Genomic DNA, 15,198 nt, shown 5'->3' on the forward strand with positions numbered 1-15,198 from the left:
CCCTCATCAAGTACTGGCTCCGCAAGGCACAACTCTTGGCAGTACTGGCTCCCCAACGCACTGGCTCCCCTTACCCCCTTACACCCCTTCTTCTTTACGCAACCATCAACTCAGATTCACTCTCCGATGGCGCACCATCTTGCACCAAAGAAGATCTATTTTCATTGCCTTGCAACATATTACCTGCAAATGCTACCAAGGCGTTGACCTTACGAGTACGCCACTGATCCACGAGTTGCGGCACTTTGCTTGCAGACATCCGCCGTGTCATGGCTTCATAAAGATATGCCGCATGACCTGTTTCATCATTAGCAATGCTCAACATCCCTAGTTTGAGGTTACGAGCAATTGGATCATGTTCAGGTAACACGTTCGCCATGCGGGTAAAGTCTTTGCTTGCATCCAATTCTAAGATGTAGGTGCTAGCCATGAACACATCCCAATCAATTGTCTCAGGTTTAAGCTGCTCTTGAGAGTAACCTTCATAGTATGCAGCAAAGAAGGGGCTGCGCCGTTGTTGAGTTTTCTTTTCCTCTGTATTCTGAGGCAAACTTTTGAAATCTATAACTTTTTTGTTAAGTTGTTTTAAGGCATGGGCAAAAATTTGACCGTGCCTATTTTCATCGGATGCGTGTTTTGCTAGCTTTTCGGCAAGCCATGTGTCGCCTTCTGCTGCTGCGCGATCGCCCAGCTTTGTCAGATATGGAACTGAACCAGACTCAGCTAACTGAAAGCCTGCAAGCACATTCGGGCGGGTTTTGAGATCACGGATTTGCAAAGCATAATAATAAGCCATCGCACCAGAACCAACTAAGTGCATGACATAAGTCGAGAAGTTCATGAGTAAGTCGCGCGGATTGTGAGGAAGTTACCTTCCTTATACTAATCCTCATTTTTGATTTGTGTGATCAAAACTAGGCCCTTACCCTTTACCCCTTAAGCGAACCGTATTGAGAGGCAAGGAACGATAAACTTCAGTTAAAAAATCGATTTTGTGTTTTGTACTATCAAAAATTGTAGAAGGGTGAGCATTGCCCACCCTTGTTGATTGTTGCTTTTTGTCTGGAGAAAGGTTTCTTGGCTTATCTATCTATATCTAGACGTTGAGCCAAGAGCCTTTTACCATGAATGACTGCCCCAATAGTTACGGTGTCCTCTTGAATTTGATAAATGATTCGATAAGTGTAAGCAAACAGTTCCCTGATGGTATCCTCATTAAATTCTGGAACGACAGAACCTGAATAAGGACTGGAGCTCAACTTATCAGATGAGTCAAGTATCTTCCGGACTACTGTGGCAGAAAAGGACGCGGAGTCACGAAATATGTATGCCGCGATCGCGTCTACATCTTCGAGGGCTTTGGGAGACCAAACTACTCGATAAGCCATTTTCTTAACAGCGCCTCGGCTTCTTCTTGAGAGATGAGAGTTTCTCGATTGTCAACCACTACCAATCCCAGACGGACTTTTTCAAGTACGTACAGATGATATTGAACATCTTCCACAGAACAATCGTCTGGTAATTTGCTCAACAAAGATTGGACTTTTTCTTTTGTAGTAGTCATAGCATTTTTTTGAGAATATTTATATGAAGTAATTTTTAAGGGCAAGCACACAGCTCACCCTTCGGCTGCCTCGGCTGCGCTCAGCACAAGTCCGCTCAGGGTAAACCCTTATCTCTACCTTGTGTTAAAGGTTGTCGTAGTTAGCAATGGCTTGTTTCATTTTGTCTAAGACTTCTGATACAGGCACAGTTCCTAACTCTCCAGAGGTTCGCGTGCGAATACTTAGGGAGTTGGTTTCCACCTCCTTTGCTCCCACCACACCCATTACGGGAATTTTTTCTTTCTCGGCATTGCGAATGAGTTTACCTAGGCGATCGCCACTGACATCAACTTCAGCACGGATACCAAGATCTCTCATTTGCGCCACCACGTCTTTTGCGTAATCCAGTTGAGCGTCACCCACTGGCAGCAATCTTGCTTGTATTGGTGCCAACCATAAAGGAAAATCTCCTGCGTATTCTTCAATTAAAATACCGATGAGTCGTTCCAAGGAACCGAAAGGCGCACGGTGAATCATCACTGGGCGTTTGCGAGAACCATCTTCAGCGACGTACTCCAAATCAAACCTTTCTGGCAGATTGTAATCGACCTGCACGGTTCCTAGTTGCCATTCACGCTCAAGGGCATCACGGAAGATAAAGTCGAGTTTGGGACCGTAAAATGCGGCTTCCCCAATGCCTTCAAAGTGCTCCATTCCTAGCTGTTCCACAGCACGGCGAATTGCACCTTGGGCTTTTTCCCAGGCTTCATCAGAACCAATGTACTTATCACTAGCTGGATCACGAAAACTCAGTCTAGCTTTAAAGTTTTTTAGTTGCAGTTTACCGAACACAGACAAAATCAGATCTACCACGTTGAGGAATTCGCTGTCTAGTTGCTCTGGGGTGACAAACAAGTGAGAATCATCAACCGTAAAACCACGCACTCGCGTTAATCCACCTAGTTCCCCAGATTGTTCGTAGCGGTAAACGGTACCAAATTCCGCTAGCCGCATTGGTAATTCCCGATAAGAACGCAGCTCACTTTTATATATCTGGATGTGGAAAGGACAGTTCATGGGTTTGAGGACGAAGCCTTGTTCATGTTCTGCGGCTTCCTCATTCTCTGCCATTATCGGGAACATGTCTTCTTTATATTTCTGCCAATGTCCGGAAACTTTAAATAAATCCACTCTGGCAATGTGGGGAGTGACAACTGGTAAATATCCCCGTTTGAGTTGTTCTTGTTTGAGAAAGTCTTCTAAAAGACTCCTCAATAAAGTTCCTTTGGGTGTCCACAAGGGCAACCCTGGTCCCACTAAGTCAGAAAATATAAATAATCCTAATTCCTTACCTAGTTTTCGGTGGTCCCGTCGCAGTGCTTCTTCTTTACGTCGCTTATACTCAGCTAATTGTTCTGGCGTTTCCCAAGCAGTAGCGTAGATGCGTTGCAACTGCGCTTTGGTTTCATCGCCACGCCAATAAGCGCCAGCAACGCTTTCTAAATCAATCGCTTTCGGGTTGAGTTCGCTCGTATTTTCCACATGAGGTCCAGCGCACAAATCCCACCATTTATCTCCTAAGTGGTAAATTGTGATTGGTTCCTCTTTGATATCTGATAAGATTTCTAGCTTATAAGCTTCGTTAATTTCTTGAATACGGCGTTCAGCTTCTTCGCGACTAACTTCTTCTCTTACGACTGGCAATTTCTGATTGATAATTTTCACCATTTCTTTGTAAATGGCTTTTAAATCCTTATCGGTAAACGGTTCCGGATTATCAAAGTCATAGTAAAAACCATTTTCAATCCAAGGACCAATTGTGACTTGCGCCTTGGGAAACAGCTTCTGTACTGCCATCGCCATCACATGAGAAGCGGTATGGCGAATTTTCTTTAAGATCTCTGATTCTGAAGTCCGTGGTAAATATATTTTTTCCACTTGTTCTTGCTGACTAGATGATTTTGGCGATATTTGCTGCTGTACCATTAGCGAAGTGATTGTAATAATGATGATTTCTTGAGTTGAGGTTATGACAAATCATACCCAAATATAAACCTGGGCTATTTTACAGTTTTGTCGGACTTGTGATTTTATGAGAATTTCTGTCTTTAGCAAGATGATCCCGATTCATTTAAGGATATAATTATCTCCTAATGATTTACCCTCAGAAAATCTATTGTTGATAATCCATCATGTCATTTAGTATCTACTTATAAGTCAAAAATAACCTTTATATAAAAAATACTCATAGCTAGTTGCTATTGGTCACAAGACAATGAGCGCTTAGTAGCAGACCTGACAGTCAACTCTAAACTCTATTTGTGAGCACTTACATCAACCTCCAACTATTTGGGTGCGATATATTTCTATGCATATGCCTTTCCTTTAACTAGAACACCTTGAATTCCTTTTGGTCTGGCTGATATGTTGCCATTGTCAGGTCTCCAATTTCTACTAAAAAAATAAAACCAACTTCTGATTTCTAGCTAAGAGCAATTTCTATATACTTAGGACATTTTGTTTGTGGTTCAAACCCGACCATGTGAGTTCCCTCTTTCAATCTAAATGTGACGCTTGAGAAGTGAATTTTAACTTTAATTGTAAGATAGTATTATGTTAACTCAATCTAACCAACAAAGAAATAACCCAAAATTCAAATCGGAATTCAGGTTCACTGAATTTAAGCTTTGAAAGTTCTGGCTCGGGGTTTTAAGTGCCCTAATTTCTTAGTTGCGAAAAAACATCATCTCACAAAAGGTGTGATATAAATGTACTCCACCGTCTACGACACATCTCTAATCCTTGGGGAGTCGAGGTAGTACTGCGTGCCTCCCAGGGCTTTCCCGACAGTCGGTGCGATTCCTATCGTGTTAGAGGAGGTTGTATGTTTCAACCGAAAAGTGAATATGTTTTTAGAGCAAGAAAAATTGCAATACGTCAGCGCCAAGACAGTACATCATATAGATTTGTTAATCCGCTTTTCGGACACCTTTTATGAGAAAACTATGCAGGTTTTTTGACAGAGGATCTGTACATATTCAGTCATAGCTATCTGGCTTCAGTAAAATATACTACTTAAAGTATATAAAACACGTACAAGTAAAATGTCTTTATCTCCAGTACAGACCCTTTTTTTGAGATCCCCTGCTTGTATATGTAAGAAATACAGCGAATCTATCCCAGACGAAAGTGTAATCAATAGCACAATCAAGTTTGATTTTCAGACTTATGGCAGAGACGAAAAAAATGTTAAGAATATTAAATAGAGTTAATATTAGTAAGAAAGTTAGAAATATGCTTTTCATTTATGCGAGACTCGAATTTACCAGAACCTGAACTGCTGAAAACAGTTTTGCAACCACTGTTAGAAGATTTTCAGTACTGGTTTGCGCGATCGCGCAGTTTTCTGGAAACGGAAGAGCTATCATTCATGAGTCAACATGAACAATCTGACTTACTAACGCAAGTCAAGAAAGCACAAGAGGAAGTGAACACAGCGAAAATGCTGTTTACAGCAACCGGTGGACAAGTTGGTATTGATATGGCAACATTGATGCCTTGGCATCAATTAGTCACAAAGTGTTGGAATGTGGCAATGCGATTCCGTTCGCAACAGAACAGTTGGCAACACAAAGACGATATATAGGTGAGATAGTAAAAAATTTTTAACATCATCTGAGATAGAACAATGATGTGGTTTATGCTAAGATACTCCCCCTGAAGTTAAAAATATCCCTCTTAATCAAAGAGACTGAGCGCACAAAAATTGCGTTAACCATTTAGCATCACCATCATAAACGGCATCAGCAGGTATCAACTAAGGAAAATTTTTTACAACATATAGCTTTAGTATTTGTGAACTCTGGAGGAAAGAACAATGTTACATCTGCTTTACATTTTTGCTTTTACCATTCTAGCTTTTATAGCTGTCGCTAACTTAATTCGTAACCTGATTATGTTCAGTTTTGATACAGAGCGGATTTATCCAGCAAGATCTGGAGCTTCAGCAAACCAAGGCAGATATCCTTACGATCCATCAACTAAGCAGTTTAGACCCCATCCAGAGTTATTAGATGCGACTGGCAATTTAATTAAAGAACCACTTTTAGTCATGCGATCAATCAACGTTGACGATGCGCGACAAAAATTGGATGAGCTTTATGAAGCTTCTCCAGGACACAGAAATGATAATCAACAAGAAGAAGGCTAAAAAGTTCACCAGTTCACAGTTTTGTAGACGCCCTTAGGGCGTCTACAAAACTTATAACTTAACACTCTGGTTTACGCTTCAATAACCACTCTCAGGTTACCGCGTTTTTTTGCAACACGACAAGCAGTTGTGGTACCAGAACGCTCAAACTCCAAATCAAGTATGGTAGAACCAACTTTGAGATTATGCAGTGACAAACTATTTATCGTCTCTGGCAAAGTGGGGTCGATAATTCGTAAGCAGTTGTTAGGAGCGTCGGGTACCAAGTTTACCAGCATTTGCAGTAACTGGAAGATACTGCCAGTAGCCCATGCTTGAGGTGTACAAGCAACAGGATACTGTACAGGCGCGTTATCACCATTGCGCTCGTAGCCACACAACAACTCTGGAGGACGTTGATAAGGCTGCTGTTCAGTCATGTCGAATAAACCTTGAAAAAGTTCCAAGGCTTGATCGATTAAACCGAGGGAACGTAACCCCATTGCAATGAGTGCGTTGTCGTGAGGCCAAACAGAACCAATGTGATAACCCATTGGATTGTAAGCTGGTGACAAGCTATTTAGGGTGCGAATACCCCAGCCATTAAACATATCTGGTGCCCGCAGACGTTCAGCAACACTGTAAGCTTTTTCTGGTGTGAAAATGCCCAAACTCAAGCACTGACCGGGATTGGATGTAATACTATCTACGTGCTTACCTTCTCCATCCAAAGCCAAGGCACAAAAATCCTGGTCTTCCATCCAAAAGTCTCTATTGAAACGAAGCTTGAGGTTTCTTGCTTCTTCTGTCCAGCGATCTGATAAGTCAATCCGCTTTTTGAGTCTGGCAATTTCTGCTAAGCGTAATTTGACAGCATAGACATAAGCTTGGACTTCACAAAGGGCGATCGCTCCAGTGGCTAACTCTCCCTTACGATTGACAATAGAATCGCCAGAGTCTTTCCACCCCTGATTGTCAAGACCCTGTTTGCATTTGCGGTAGTAGCTGAGGTAGCCAGTTTCTCTCATGTTACGGTCAATCCAATCCATTGCCAACAGAGCATTGGGCCAAAGTTGCTCTAAGGTTTCTAGATCATGAGTCCAAGCATAATGATCTGCATACAGCATCAGCCATAAGGGAGTCGCATCGACTGTACCGTAGTAAGGAGTGTGAGGAATTTCCTGACAACGAGCCAACTCACCAAACCGTAACTCGTGCAACATCTTACCTGGTTCTTCCTCGCGCCAGTCATCATCTGTTTTGCCTTGATAAAACGCGAGAATTTGTAGAGTTTCTTTGGCAATTTGAGGGTTTAGCATGAGGCTTTGAGCCGCTGCAATGAGCGAATCCCGCCCAAACAGCGAAGAAAACCACGGTACTCCTGCCGAAACTGTCTTATGCTTGCCAAAGGACTGACGCAATAAGTACATATCTTGCTCAGCCCTTTCAATAATTCGATTGAATGTTCCTTTATCTGAACGAATTTGTGTAATTTGTTGCACCCACTGTTGCTCTTCCATGATTTCACCGGCTTTCGCCTGTGTCAGGGTAAAAGCGGCGCTAACAATGGAACTAGGTTTATTGTTTCTCAACAAATTCACCCGGTAGCCCAACTTTTGGGTTTCATGAGAAGCTAACTCCAACCGCCAAACGGCTGTGTAACCCTTAAAATAATCTGGTTGTCGATGCTGGAATTGAATGCGAGATTCCATCACCAACCCATCCAGACCTTGATAGGCAAGACTCAAAGATTGCTCTTTTTCTGCATCTTGCCCAGACACAAAAGAAACACCATCACTATTTAATGTTCCTTCTTCAGGTGTGGGTTCCACAAGGCGTAAAAGTCTACCCCGTTTACCACGGTGATAGCCCCGAACTTCAAATAAATCTACAAAATCCGCATCAAAGCTAATGCTAAGTTCAAAGCTAACGGAACTTGTGCTATAATTTGATACTTCTAATTCTTCAAATAATGCGCCATTCAGTACCAGTTCGCGACGAATGCCTACTGTGTCGTTTCTCAAACGGTCTCCAATTTTGGGATTGGTACATAAAACCGATAGAGAAAATCCTTTATCAGCAGTGCTGCTGAGTAGCACTGGCGAATGTTCGTCGATTTGCAACTCAAGGCGGCTGAGAAAGCGTGTGTCACAGCAGAACAATCCCATACTGGGATTGCCATCGTTAAGTGAACAGCCAGAGATATTGCCTAAAGTGTCTGTTACCAAAAATAAATCATCATCTTTAACCGTTAGCGTCGGTTGTGGTCTTTCGCTTATAGTGCGAGGCCACTCTGGGATCGGGATTTGCTCAGCAGGAACAAAAGTTTTTCCGTCTAGAGAAAGTTTTTCCGGTGTCATCAATGTATCCGGTGTCATCAGCCAAAATTCCGTGTACAGGTCTAGTTTTTCATCAAAGCAACAGCGTCAACAGGAAAGAAAGACTTAGATGTAGATTTGAGCCATTGAGGAAAAATCGTAATCACATTGTGTCAAACCTTGAACATAAAATCTTTATAAATCTTTACTTTATAGAAATTTTATGAAAAAGCGTTGAAAATTCTGATTGCTATTTGTCTTGTTAGCCGTTTTTCTTCAAAATGGCAAGATGTAGAAACCTCTTTAGAGGGACAACGAAATCGCCGCTTTTTCCGCACAAAGACAAAATCTTAACATTTCTTATTTAAACTGCTACGAGAAAATTATTATAAATAAAATTAAAAAATAAATTAATTTTTTACAAAACGCAACTTTTTGAGCTAAAAATTATTTATATTCAGAGAATAATAGTTGATTTTTCAAATTTGAAGAAATTTTTTGTTGAAATTCATCAACTGGAACTGAAAACTGGGGCGTAAATATTGAATGAAGCAAACGACTGAACTCTAATAGTTCTTGCGATCTGGCGAGGTACACAAAACTTAAAAAGACCAGAGCAAAGAGCAGGGGCAGAGTTTTGGACAAATTCCTGGGAACAAATGTGTATTGAGCATGGTACATAGGGCACCTGGTGGTCGTAAAATAAAAATGCCTGCACGCTTAACTGGCGAGGACTCCTTAGTCTAGTTAAGAGTTGTAAAGGCAGAAATTTAAAAAAAGTGATTTTGGAAATCCCTCACCAACCTTGTTGTATGGTGATCCAGAAGATGAACAAATGCTTATGATACTGCGAAAACAGCCTTTAGTTGGTTGGTGGGAAACCGCAAGCCAAGTATTGCGTTATCTCAAACAAATTGCTGCGTCTGCCAAAACTTTGAACGTGTCTTTCACCATTCTTTACATATCGCAACTATCTAATTTAGCTGAGAGTCCGTTGTAATTTGTACAATGCAGCTGTGACTTGGATTTTGTCCAGATTGTGGCTCCTTTATAAAATTGATGAGCATTTCGACTTCTGTGCTGAGTGAACTGCTACAGGCTCTACCCCACTTGAGACCTCAAATATATTTCAAAGCTTCACTAACGGCGCTTTCCCACGCGATGGAAGACCAGGTGTTGGCTGCTACTTTGGAGCAGCCTCTTGTCATTGCGAGCTTCCAAAGAGAGCGATTTTACCGTCAAGAAGCTCATCGATATCAGCGGCTTGCTCAGCGTAGTAATCAAATATACGTATTATCCGCACCCGAAACGGACTTTACCAACAGTTCGGAATATTATGAAAAAATAGCTTTTGAACCAGATGATGGCTTAACTCAAGAATGGCACTTGATAGTCATTGCCCAAAACTATGCAACTTGCTTGGTTTGCCGGGAGAGCGTAGGTTCTGTTGCCAAAAATCAGCAACTACGGGAGATCAGTCCAAGTTTAGATATGGACACGGCGCGTAGGTTTGAAGGAATTTGGACAGCAGAACGGGGAGTAAGTCTCAAAGCAGCTGAATTATTATTGGACAGGATTTTGGTTTACAGACCAGAACTGGAAGACAAAATTCAGCAAGCACGCTTGAGATTTGGGATAAGCGAGAATACAAGCCAAACAAAAGTAGAATCGCCAAACGAATATGCCTGCGACATAGACACTGACCCCTTTGTGCAGCGTTTGGTGACTTACCTCCAAGCCAGTCAGTACAAATTGCATAAAGCATACCGTTCCATCGCGGCTCAAGCACGGAAGGAGCGTTTGGTCAATACGATTAGCACCGCGATTAGGCGATCGCTCGACCCTCATGAAATTCTCCAAATCGCAACCCAAGAACTCGGACAGAACTTAGAGGCTAGTCGTTGTCTAATTTACCGCGCTCAAGAGACAGAAGCCAAAGCCGTCATCGAACATGAATTTTTGCGTCCCGGTGTGTCATCTTTGTCAGGAAAAACTTGGTCGTTGGAAAACAATCCTTTATTCAGGGAACTTGTCCTCCAAAGCGAAGGAATTTATTTGACTGATACTTATACGGATGTTCGCATCACCAGTTCTAAAGAACTTGTGGAACTCGTCAAAAAGTATGATATTCGTTCTTGGCTGATGGAACCAGTATTCTACCAGGGGCGGTTGTTGGGTATCGTCGAACTGCACTACTGCAACGAAATTTTACACGATTGGCAATCAGGGGATTTAGACTTGGTAGAAGCTATTGCCATCCAAGTGGGAGCCGCTCTTATTCAAGCAGAAGCTTACGCTAACTTAGAAGATCTTAACAAACAGTTAGAAGCCCTTGACCGCACTCGCAGCAACTTGATAGCTATTACTGGACACGAACTTCGCACCCCCTTGTCTACCATTCAGGTATGCTTAGAAAGTCTTGCCAGCGAACCAGATATGCCCTCAGACTTACAGCAGGTCATGCTAAGCACTGCTCTTTCTGACTCAGAACGAATGCGCAAACTCATACAAGATTTCCTGACGCTTTCCAATCTAGAAAGCGGTCGTGTGGAATGGCATCCGGAATCGCTTACTTTACAAGAGTGTGTGGATTTGTCATTAAGTCGCATTCGCAGCCGATTTGCTTCGCAAAATGTGCCCAAAATAACAACTCAACTTGCCAAAAACCTCCCTTTGGTCAAAGCTGATGGAGATTGGTTGGTGGAGGTGCTGGCAAAACTCGTAGACAATGCTTGTAAATTTACACCAACAGACGGACAGATCACTATTAAAGGTGAACGCAACCGAAAGAAAATGGTGGAGGTGACTGTGGCTGACACTGGACGCGGTATAGAATCACATCTTCTAGAAATCGTTTTTGACCGCTTTTATCAAGAAGAAGGAGCGCTGCGGCGTACCGCTGGTGGCACAGGTCTTGGATTAGCAATTTGCCGCCAAATTGTCAATGGGTGGGGTGGAGAAATTTGGGCCAAATCAAATGGCAAAAACCAGGGCAGTCAGTTTCACTTCACCATACCCATGATTTCGGGTAGCATAGAGCGAAAGTCCTCAAAAGTCAAGAGTAAAAAGTCCTTTCTTACAGCTAAAGACTCATAAATAATGATCAATAGATAATAACTGTTACAGACTATAACGCGATCGCAACATGATCCTTGTTGCAGTGATAGGATGCCGTAAAAACGTTGAGAGAAACTTTATGGCAGAAAAACTTTCTGGACAAACTCCGGTATTTGGTGGCAGCACTGGCGGCTTGCTTAAGAAAGCAGAACTGGAAGAAAAGTACGCCATCACTTGGACTAGCCCCAAAGAGCAAGCATTTGAACTGCCAACAGGCGGTACCGCCATTATGCGCCAAGGTGAAAACGTGCTGTCTTTGGCTCGTAAGGAGTACGGCATCTATTTGGGCGGTCAGGTATTGCGGAAATTGAAAATTACAGACTACAAAGTTTACCGGATTTATCCTAACGGAGAAACTCAGTATATACACCCGGCTGATGGTACTTTCCCAGAAAAAGTGAAGGAAGGTCGTGAAAAAGTACGTTATGTAGACCGCAATATCGGTGCAAATCCCAGTCCTGCTCAAGTTAAGTTTAGCGGGACAGCTACTTACGACGCTTAGCACCATTTACTAAAAATAAGAAAATTAGGGATTGGGAAGCGCCCAAAGTAAAAAGTCAAACAGTTCGTGAACTACCCACACCAAACTGAGTACAGTTATGGTGTGGGCTTCTGGCACATTCTTAATGTTTCCAGAACTTCCTTCAAGGTAATGTTGGTAGTAGAGTCACCTACTACTGGATTCCCTTTACGGCGTTTTAACGTGGGGAACAGTCCCAGCCCCACGCGCTTAATATTGATTCCCGCGTTTATATCGCGGTCAACATTAATTGAATGTTCAGTATCCCAGTAAGAGCGCATATCGCAGTCAGTAAAAACTATCTCGTCCCGATATGCCAGCAATTGAGATGTGTACGCAGGATTAACTGCGATTGTCCTAGACCCAGCTTTCTCGGCTATGTATCCTAGGATGGTAAAAAATTGTCCAAATGCAGCGTCATTCCAGGATTTGTTTAACCCAGACTTTGCCGATTGACCGTTGGGGAGATAAGTCCCGGTTTCATCAAGTTTCGCTTTATTGCGCCTTGACAACGCTTTTAGGTTCAAATCCTCGTGAACAAAAACTTTTTTGCCTGTCCGTACCAACGCATGAGCAGTCTTGAACGCATGGTCTTTCCTCGCTCTAGCAATACGCTGATGTTCACGTCCTTGACGTTTTGCAAGTCTACGGCGTGATTTACTGCCTTTACGTTTCTTTTCTTTACGGCGTTGAACATTCGCTAGACGTTTTTCAGACTTCCTGAACGACTTCAAAGAAGGTAGCTTGGTACCCTCTGAAGTTGCCAAGTAATCGTTTTCGTGTAGTACTGCATCCATTCCCAAAGTGTTCTCCCAGGTGTGGATAACTTCATCTGGGTTAAAGGTTGGAACATTTGGATCTTCTAAACAAATAGTTGCATACCATCCATCAGATTTCTTGGTTAGCAACATATTTTTCAGAATAAACCCATTAGGGAAAGGTCGATGCAAACGTACCTTTAACCAACCTTTAAGTTTTGAGATGGATAAGAATAACCAGTCTTTCTCTATTCTTTCAACGGTTATAGCTTGCCCCTCAATCCTCAAAGTGCGATAACGAGATGAATTCTTAAAGCGCGGCTTACCACTACGTTTTCCGTTACTGTCCCCTTGAAGAAAACGTTTAAATGCCAAGTCTACACGCTTTGATACGTCCTGCAATGTCTGAGATGGTACAGACGTGAAATCAAGCAATTCACCAGAGTGCTGAACAGTTACCAAATCTTGCTTGATTATTGGCAACTGTTTCTTCTGAGAGTAAAAATCTGGATTATTTCGTACTTCTGGTAGCGAACAGGTCAGTGGGCACTAATTAACGTCACAACGATTGTTTTGCCACCAATCAAATCTATCCCCAAGCTGTTTATTATACCAATACTGACTGATACGTAACCAACTATTAAATTGCAGTTTTTGATTAGTGTCAAGGAAAGCGCGGTATTGATAATTAAGCAGCACTAGGGATTCACCTCCTTGATATGTTTTAGTGTTATCATCTATTTTAACGACAACAACACTTAGCGTCAAGTATGCCGGACACGTTTATAGCTCGTGCCAGAGGAGTTTCAGACCTCAAAGCTCATTTAGTGTTAACGACAAAATAACGAAAACCTATTTTTACAGGTCAAATGATTGATAGGTTAAAAGAAATTTTGAACGAATTGTTGCCAAAATGGGATTGCGAAGTGATTGATTTTAACGGAGAGGAAGACCACGTACATCTCCTGTTCCGTTATACTCCTCAGACTGAACTACCCAAATTCATCAATAACCTTAAAACAGTAACCAGCCGTTATCTGCGTAAAGAATTCTCTGACAGAGTTAATCGGTTCTACCACAAAGACGTACTCTGGAACGGGTCGTACTTTATTGCTTCTTGTGGTGGTGTAACCGTTGAAACATTAAAAAAATACGTGGAATCTCAAAACAAACCGGACTAGACTTCAGTTGTTGGTTTCTGAGCACGATAATTGGTAATTCGTCAGCCATCCCTACGGGGTCTAACACGAAGAAAATGAGCCAGCCTTATAACTACGAATACTCGTCTTGGAATACAGATCAACAAACAAAGGCTGGCTCATTTTCTAGGGGACAATGCGACTCCCGCGTTCCATCTGTGATGAACATAGGTCGGGGATGTCTTCCTCATTACCCGCCTTATATCCCGACACCAAGCTGAGTACGGCTATGGTGCGGGGCTTACGGCGAAGAAGCTAAGGCGAGTTTATCCCGCCTTAGGAACTGTTGAACCCGCAAGGTTAAAACACTCTTGTTTTACAGTGAACAGTGAACAATTGATAACTGATAACTGATAACTGGTAACTGATAACTGGTTTAACTTTTGCCTATGAAACTTTGACTTTGGCTATACCCAGTCCCTATGTACATTTTCAGCAATGCTGTGGGCAAACTTGCACAGGACTTAGGCAAAAATAAGGCACTTCTGTCATTAGATCTCTCCAAAAATGGCTATGAAACCAATACCCCGCGCTTGCACTAAAAATCATTTTTGGAGAGGTCTATTGCGAGCGTTCGCAAAGCCTTATTTTTCGTCGCAAGTGCGTAAAATCGTTTCCGATTGAATCTGAATAATTAAAAAACCGCAGAGGAAGCACCGAAAAATCTGAGTTGAGCTACTTAGTTGGTGGATTGTTCATTGATGGAATCTTCATTGGCGGAATCTTCATTCACGGAATATTCCTTGGCGGAATTTTAGAATTTCCATCTTGGTTAGCTTTTTTTTTACTCTCAAGATGTCTGATATTTCGATATTTATAAGTAGAGCTATCAGGGCAAGAACCCTTTTCTCGAATTCCCGGAGTTTTACAATCCTTCATATATGTCTTATCTGTATCAACACAGAACTCTTCTGATCTCCATGTCATCTTTCTTTCTACCTTTTTATTGGTAGTACTAATTACACTCTCAAATGAACCCTTGTTTATCACTTGTTTGTCTTGCAAAATTTCAAATTCAAATGTATTAGTTTTGTTGGGGATAAAACGAAAAGTTCTTCGTTTGTGCTCAGTTCCTGGAATCAGGGTAATTCCTTGAGAGCGACGCCCGTCATCATATTCACGATTAGTATAAGGAATTGGAGTAGACTTCATACCTTCAGTTACGTTACGAATAACTACTCGATGACCTGCAGATGGAGGATTTACTGAAGAGATAAAATGTGCTTTAACTTCTCCAATGTCCTCTCCTGGGCATTCTCCAAAAAATTCGGTTATGGTTATTTGGGCTACATTTAGTCCAAAGCCTTTAAATTCAAGACCTACTTGTGGTTCCTGAGATAAGGCAACTGGAGCAACAAAACTTAAAGAAAAAATACCAAAAACATTTAGGACAGCTTGTCTTACTAATTTCATTTTTCCTGCGAATAACAAACAGTAATAATTTGAATTCATATAGGAATCCAATTTGATTTGGTGAGACCAGTGCTTGATGAGGATATCCCGACCTAGGCATCTGGTGAGACAGCGCGAATGACGGCTCTCCCGACCTAGGC

The 15,198-nt window shown here is 42.0% G+C and carries 13 protein-coding genes and 1 pseudogene; 6 read left to right on the top strand and 8 right to left on the bottom strand.

Annotation, left to right across the window (positions count from 1 at the left end):
* Positions 1 to 94: 94 nt before the first annotated feature.
* The 4 genes from AC5590_RS05145 to thrS all read right to left on the bottom strand — a co-directional run bounded on the left by AC5590_RS05145 (position 95) and on the right by thrS (position 3,530).
* Positions 95 to 841: a ferritin-like domain-containing protein gene (locus tag AC5590_RS05145; RefSeq protein ID WP_169268235.1), complete on the bottom strand. Its 747-nt coding sequence runs from the start codon at positions 839 to 841 to the stop codon at positions 95 to 97.
* A 241-nt stretch (positions 842 to 1,082) separates the two neighbouring features.
* The gene (locus tag AC5590_RS05150) at positions 1,083 to 1,388 is read right to left on the bottom strand and encodes a type II toxin-antitoxin system RelE/ParE family toxin (RefSeq protein WP_169268236.1); all 306 of its coding nucleotides are present in this window, start codon (positions 1,386 to 1,388) and stop codon (positions 1,083 to 1,085) included.
* Positions 1,373 to 1,564: a hypothetical protein gene (locus tag AC5590_RS05155; protein ID WP_169268237.1), complete on the bottom strand. Its 192-nt coding sequence runs from the start codon at positions 1,562 to 1,564 to the stop codon at positions 1,373 to 1,375. The genes AC5590_RS05150 and AC5590_RS05155 overlap by 16 nt, the downstream gene beginning before the upstream one ends.
* A gap of 124 nt (positions 1,565 to 1,688) precedes the next feature.
* Entirely contained in the window at positions 1,689 to 3,530 is a 1,842-nt protein-coding gene (thrS, locus tag AC5590_RS05160; protein WP_169268238.1) for a threonine--tRNA ligase, read from the bottom strand.
* Positions 3,531 to 4,851: 1,321 nt separating this feature from the next.
* On the opposite strand from thrS, the gene AC5590_RS05165 reads away from it, so the two are divergent.
* Positions 4,852 to 5,190 carry a DUF2605 domain-containing protein gene (locus AC5590_RS05165; protein ID WP_169268239.1) on the top strand — a complete coding sequence of 113 codons (339 nt, stop codon included), beginning with the start codon at positions 4,852 to 4,854 and terminating at the stop codon, positions 5,188 to 5,190.
* A gap of 231 nt (positions 5,191 to 5,421) precedes the next feature.
* Positions 5,422 to 5,754: a DUF2973 domain-containing protein gene (locus AC5590_RS05170; RefSeq protein WP_169268240.1), complete on the top strand. Its 333-nt coding sequence runs from the start codon at positions 5,422 to 5,424 to the stop codon at positions 5,752 to 5,754.
* Positions 5,755 to 5,825: 71 nt separating this feature from the next.
* Here the strand turns inward: AC5590_RS05170 and AC5590_RS05175 are convergent, their stop codons facing one another.
* Positions 5,826 to 8,111 carry an amylo-alpha-1,6-glucosidase gene (locus AC5590_RS05175; RefSeq protein ID WP_169268241.1) on the bottom strand — a complete coding sequence of 762 codons (2,286 nt, stop codon included), beginning with the start codon at positions 8,109 to 8,111 and terminating at the stop codon, positions 5,826 to 5,828.
* A gap of 781 nt (positions 8,112 to 8,892) precedes the next feature.
* On the opposite strand from AC5590_RS05175, the gene AC5590_RS05180 reads away from it, so the two are divergent.
* The 3 genes from AC5590_RS05180 to AC5590_RS05190 all read left to right on the top strand — a co-directional run bounded on the left by AC5590_RS05180 (position 8,893) and on the right by AC5590_RS05190 (position 11,670).
* Positions 8,893 to 9,051, top strand: coding sequence for a hypothetical protein (locus AC5590_RS05180; protein WP_498822855.1), 159 nt, complete (start codon positions 8,893 to 8,895; stop codon positions 9,049 to 9,051).
* Between the two features lie 59 nt (positions 9,052 to 9,110).
* Complete coding sequence (locus tag AC5590_RS05185) at positions 9,111 to 11,147, top strand: DICT sensory domain-containing protein (RefSeq protein WP_169268243.1); 2,037 nt, start codon at positions 9,111 to 9,113, stop codon at positions 11,145 to 11,147.
* A gap of 100 nt (positions 11,148 to 11,247) precedes the next feature.
* Positions 11,248 to 11,670, top strand: coding sequence for a photosystem I reaction center subunit II PsaD (locus AC5590_RS05190; RefSeq protein WP_169268244.1), 423 nt, complete (start codon positions 11,248 to 11,250; stop codon positions 11,668 to 11,670).
* Between the two features lie 95 nt (positions 11,671 to 11,765).
* On the opposite strand, the gene AC5590_RS05195 is transcribed toward AC5590_RS05190, so the two are convergent.
* The gene (locus AC5590_RS05195) at positions 11,766 to 12,929 is read right to left on the bottom strand and encodes an RNA-guided endonuclease InsQ/TnpB family protein (RefSeq protein ID WP_248277399.1); all 1,164 of its coding nucleotides are present in this window, start codon (positions 12,927 to 12,929) and stop codon (positions 11,766 to 11,768) included.
* A 66-nt stretch (positions 12,930 to 12,995) separates the two neighbouring features.
* A complete protein-coding gene (locus AC5590_RS05200; protein WP_246162600.1) occupies positions 12,996 to 13,145 on the bottom strand; it encodes a helix-turn-helix domain-containing protein in 150 nt (49 codons plus the stop codon).
* Positions 13,146 to 13,216: 71 nt separating this feature from the next.
* On the opposite strand from AC5590_RS05200, the pseudogene tnpA reads away from it, so the two are divergent.
* Positions 13,217 to 13,627: pseudogene (gene tnpA, locus AC5590_RS05205) on the top strand (IS200/IS605 family transposase).
* Positions 13,628 to 14,374: 747 nt separating this feature from the next.
* On the opposite strand, the gene AC5590_RS05210 reads toward tnpA, so the two are convergent.
* On the bottom strand, positions 14,375 to 15,058 hold the full coding sequence (locus tag AC5590_RS05210) for a hypothetical protein (RefSeq protein ID WP_169268246.1): 684 nt from the start codon (positions 15,056 to 15,058) through the stop codon (positions 14,375 to 14,377).
* Positions 15,059 to 15,198: the final 140 nt, after the last annotated feature.

Source organism: Brasilonema octagenarum UFV-OR1 (genome assembly GCF_963888615.1).
GTDB lineage: Bacteria > Cyanobacteriota > Cyanobacteriia > Cyanobacteriales > Nostocaceae > Brasilonema > Brasilonema sennae.